At 32.1% G+C, this 3,058-nt stretch carries 1 protein-coding gene and 1 pseudogene; both read left to right on the top strand.

From position 1 onward, the window contains the following. Positions 1-131 precede the first annotated feature (131 nt). Positions 132-461 (top strand): annotated as a pseudogene (locus FTU91_RS16000) (tyrosine-type recombinase/integrase); the annotation flags it as partial. Between the two features lie 71 nt (positions 462-532). Beyond that, positions 533-3,010 (top strand): hypothetical protein, encoded by a 2,478-nt coding sequence (locus FTU91_RS15995; RefSeq protein ID WP_180082828.1) that lies wholly within the window; start codon positions 533-535, stop codon positions 3,008-3,010. Positions 3,011-3,058 lie beyond the last annotated feature (48 nt).

The raw sequence follows: 3,058 nt of genomic DNA, 5'->3' as shown, positions 1-3,058 counted from the left end.
GGATAATCTTTTTCGGATTCAATCAATAATTGAACCGCTCTATCTCTGATTTCAGGGGTATATTTTACTTTTTTCATCGGGACATTCTCTCAGAAAGTTTGGTCTCCGACAAACCCGGTACGGTTCAGCAAGAGCTTAAAGAAAATTCAGGTGTATCTAACCTATTATTTCCAGGAAGAAATTCATTTTCTAAACCTATTTCCGATAATACATTCAATATGGCTTTAAAAAGATTAGGGTATGATGGAAAGCAAGATCCCCATGGTTTTAGACATATAGCGAGTTCTCAATTTAATAAAAAATTTAGCGGAGTACCACAGGTGGTGGAGTCAGCTCTTTCACATTTAAAAAAAGGCGTAAAGGGGATTTATGACAAGGAAGCACACTATGAAGAACGTATTGAAATGATGCAATGGTGGGCTGATGAAATTGATAATATTACTAATAAAGTAGATACATAAAATTTGACTATTTAGGATTTAGAATAGAATATGGAAAACAATAAAATCTATTTTAAATAAAAGGTTAACGAATGATTCATCCTAATTGGGATTTATTCTCAACGAAGTTTTCTAACAGCAAAGAAGTTGTATTTGAGTGGTTTGCCTACTTACTTTTTTGTCGTGAGTTTAAAATTCCCAAAGGGTGGTTTGGATTTAAAAATCAATCAGGAATTGAAAAGAATCCAATCGAATATGAAAATGAAGTAATTGGATTTCAAGCTAAGTTTTATTCAACGTCTCTTTCCGAACATAAAGATGACTTTTTACAAATGCTTGAAAAAGCAAATAGGGATTATCCATCACTTAGTAAAATTCTTATTTATACAAATCAATTATGGAGACAGGCACATAGTAAAAAAGAAAATAAAATGAAGCCTCCTCAGGCTTTAGTAGAAATAGAAGCTAAAGCAAAAGAACTCAACATTTCATTAGTGTGGAGAGAAGCATCATTTTTTGAATCAGAGTTTGTGACACTTGAACATGATGATTTGTCTAGATATTTCTTCACAGATGAACAATCTCAAGGTTGGCAGCGTTTTGGTGATTGGTCAAATACAAAAGCAAGTATAGAAGAACCTTACTTTATTGATAATGATATAAAGGTTATTACTCCACAAAACAGGAATAATAGTGAACTTAGTGTTGTAGATGGTATTAATGCGATTCGAGAGAAACTTTCAGATGGCGGTACTTCTGTAAGGTTTGTAGGTTTATCGGGTGTGGGAAAGACACGTTTTGCACAAGCTTTGTTTGATGAGCGAATAGGTGACAATAATTTAGATGTTCGATCTGTCTGGTACTGTGATATTGGGGATTCACCAAGTCCACTCCCTGAACATTTTATTGAAGAATTAAAATTAAAAAATAAGCCCTTTATTCTAATTGTAGATAATTGTGGACAAGATACTCATGCAAATTTAACCAAAAAAATTCAGAGTACTGAAATTTCACTTTTAACAATTGAATATGATGTAAAAGATGATCTACCTGAAAGGACTGATGTCTATAAGCTTCAACCAAACAGTACAGATATTATTCAAAAAGTAATTGAACGACATTATCCTGATGTTAATGATATAAACCGACGTAAAATTGCAGATTTCTCAGGTGGGAACTATCGATTAGCCTTAGCCATAGCTTCAAATATTGAGAAAACTGATAACCTAGCATTACTTACTGATAGTGAATTATTTGAACGACTATTTTGGCAAAAAGGTCGACAAAATGAGGAGCTATTTAAAATTGCGAAAAATTTTGCTCTAGTCTATTCCTTTAATATAGAAGACAGCGGTGAAGAAAATTCTGAATTGGATTTTTTATCTAACTTTGCAAAGGTAGACTCTGATACTGCAATCGAAGCAATTGAGATGCTAAAAAGTAAGGATATAGTTCAACAACGTGGCGTATGGCGAGCAATTCTACCTCATGCACTGGCAAATCATTTAGCTAAAGAGTTAATTTCTACAAGGCTAGTTAATCAACTAGATAAACTAACTAAGTCAATGCCTGAACGTTTACAGCGATCTTTTATTAAGCGTCTGAGTTATTTTCATGATCTTCCAAAAATTAAAGACTTAGTCACTTTATGGTTCTCTAATGAAGGTTTCCTTGGTAAAAAAATTCTAACAGGAAATTATGACGCTCAGGACTTAGTAAAAATAAGACTACTATCGCAAATATCTGAAGACCAACTTCTTAACTTATTTGAAAAAAAGCATCATTTAGATCCAAATTTTTTAACACGCGATAATTCTTCCTTTATAGAGATTTCTCAGTTAATTAGAACTCTAGCCTATCAAGAGCATAACTTTGAAAAAGCATTTCATCTGCTTGTTTATTTTGCTAAGGATGAAAAAGAGAATGAAAAAAATAATTCTATTATGGATTTATTGACATCTTTATTTAGACTGTATACATCTGAGACATTAGCCAATTTAGAACTGAAAAAAGAAGTTCTTACTACATTGCATACCAATGAAGAAAATTTGCCAATCTTATTATCTTGTCTATCAAAAGCTTTAAATTTCCGTGAGTATGGTTACCTTATTCGTGGATCTAATGAAAGTGGAAAATCATCTGATTATGGCTACCAACCAAAAACTTATAGTGAAATTTGGTCATGGGCTGAATTTTTACTTGGAATATTGAATAAGTTGGATCAGCAAGGTATTGTGCAAGCCCGAAAAATCTTTGTAAATAACCTTAAAGGAATTATATGGACATGTGGAAAGGTTGATTTCGTAAAAGAATATTTAGAAAATTTTAGTGAACGAAGTTACTTTTCAGAGGCACATACTCAGATTTTAAATATTATTAAATTTAATGAAGATGAATTGAAATCAAATGCTCCAGAACTATTATCGGACTTGGTAAATCTAGAACAGTCTTTGAGACCAGCAAAGGATAATTTAACTGAATTAATAAAATCATCTCTGTACACGACAAATTTCATAGGATCCTTGTCCTATCAGGCTTTTTCTTTCTTAAAATTGCTAGCACTTTCTTAAATTCTTCTTTTTTTCCAAAACCAATCAAACGTAGAATAGCCATTTGAA

It is taken from the genome of Acinetobacter sp. YH12201 (genome assembly GCF_013418145.1).
GTDB lineage: Bacteria > Pseudomonadota > Gammaproteobacteria > Pseudomonadales > Moraxellaceae > Acinetobacter.
The sequence above is the reverse complement of the archived record's forward strand: the minus strand, read 5'-3'. Positions and strand labels throughout refer to the sequence as shown.

Excerpts from the sequence above, each read along its gene's own strand:
- FTU91_RS15995 (WP_180082828.1), top strand. The coding sequence starts at position 533 with ATGATTCATCCTAATTGGGATTTATTCTCAACGAAGTTTTCTAACAGC.